The organism is Planktothrix sp. FACHB-1355 (assembly GCF_014748295.1).
GTDB lineage: Bacteria > Cyanobacteriota > Cyanobacteriia > Cyanobacteriales > Aerosakkonemataceae > Aerosakkonema > Aerosakkonema funiforme_A.
In genome coordinates, this window is sequence record NZ_JACJUP010001287.1 from 1 (window position 1) to 1,858 (window position 1,858).

1 protein-coding gene is annotated in these 1,858 nt (G+C 44.7%); it reads left to right on the forward strand.

The features are described from left to right. Nucleotides 1-1,858, forward strand: a 1,858-nt coding sequence (locus tag H6S82_RS31655) for an adenylate/guanylate cyclase domain-containing protein (protein ID WP_191057376.1), incomplete at both ends; no start/stop codon positions are given.

The following is a 1,858-nucleotide window of genomic DNA, read 5'->3' on the forward strand; positions in this document are numbered from 1 at the left end:
GTAAGGAGAAATTACGGCAGACGATCGCATCTACCCCCAACATGGTTGCTGTTAAGAAAATGTTAGCACGGGAAATGGAACCCACTGTTACGCCGCCAGACAGATCAAGAGCGAAAGCACAAATGAGTGCCAGTAAGCACATCTTTGATGCGGATATGAGAGTGCGGCGCGGCTTTCTCTCAATAACTATGAAAAATGGGAAAATTATCCCCAGTTTGAGCTTAGATTTGGCTGTCCGTTATCTGGAAACGGAAGGTATTTACCTCCAGAAAGTTGACGAGATGAGATTTCGCTTGGGTAAGGCGGTATTTGCACCTTTCGATCGAAATGACGGCGGCTATGAAGATGAAGATGCTGATGAGATGGGATACCAGACTATATTGAACTATCGAAACACCAGTAAAAATTTCAATATGGTTTCGATGACAGACGTTCTGCAAAACCGCGTACCGCCAGAATGGGGAAGGGATCGGATCGTCTTAATCGGTCCTGTTAGCGAGGCTTTTGAAGATTTAGTTTTAACTCCTTACAGCGGCGGTTTGCACTACCGTCCTCATCCCATGCCGGGAGTAGAAGTTCATGCCCATTTTATCAGCCAAATTCTCAGTGCTGCCCTCGAAGGTCGTCCGCTTTTCCAAAGTTGGTCGCAACCTGTAGAATGGCTGTGGATTTTATTTTGGGCAGGAGTGGGTGGAACCCTGAATTGGAGTTTGCGATATGCGGGTGAATCGAAGTCTGCCTCCTCATTGTTGAGAGGATTTGGTGCTTATATCGTCGCAGTAATTACTTTGCTGGCTAGCACCTATGCGGCTTTTTTGGGGGGGTGGTGGTTGCCTGTTGTGCCACCGTTTTTAGCGTTAACTGGTGCTTCTATTGTGATTACTGCTTATATTGCTCGCACCGCTGGAGAAATTCGCCAAACTTTTGGACGTTATCTAACTGATGCGATCGTAGCTAATTTGTTGGAAAATCCGGAAGGAATGAAACTCGGTGGCGAAAGGCGAAAAATTACTATACTGACTTCCGATTTAAGAGGATTTACGGCTTTATCAGAACGGTTGTCTCCAGAAGAAGTTGTGAAAATACTGAATATCTATCTGGAATCTATGGCAGATGTAATTACCAAGCACAAAGGAACTATTGATGAGTTCATGGGCGATGGAATTTTAGTTCTTTTCGGTGCGCCTATTACCAGAGAAGATGATGCGAAAAGGGCGGTTGCTTGCGCGGTAGATATGCAGCTGGCGATGGGTGCTGTTAACGAAAAGATGAACGAGTTGGGATTGCCGCCTTTACAAATGGGAATCGGTATCAATACCGGGGAAGTTGTGGTGGGAAATATCGGTTCTTACAAACGCACTAAGTACGGTGTAGTTGGCAGTCAGGTAAACTTAACTTATCGCATCGAATCTTATACAATTGTCGGTCAAATTCTGATTTCAGAATCGACTTTTAAAGATGTAGAAAATATCGTGAAAATCGGTGGTGAAAAGCAGGTAACGCCGAAAGGAGTTAAACAGCCTATCACTATCTATGAAGTGGAGGGTATTGCTGGGGAATACAATCTTTTTCTGCCTAAAGAAGAAGAAGAAGTATTTGTGCGCCTTCCTGAAGAAATTTCCATACAATACGCTGTTTTGGATGGCAAGAATATCGGCGATACCGCGTTCAAGGGAAGTTTAGTCAAGCTTTCGCGTCGGAGTGCGGAAGTACGTTCTGAGGGAGAATCGGGCTTTGCACCACCAGCGCTAACCAATATTAAGATGAATTTATTAACACCGGACAGCCAAGAAGTTAGCGAAGATATTTATGCCAAGGTTGTAGATAAATCGGCGGGGGATGGCAGTTTTCATATCTA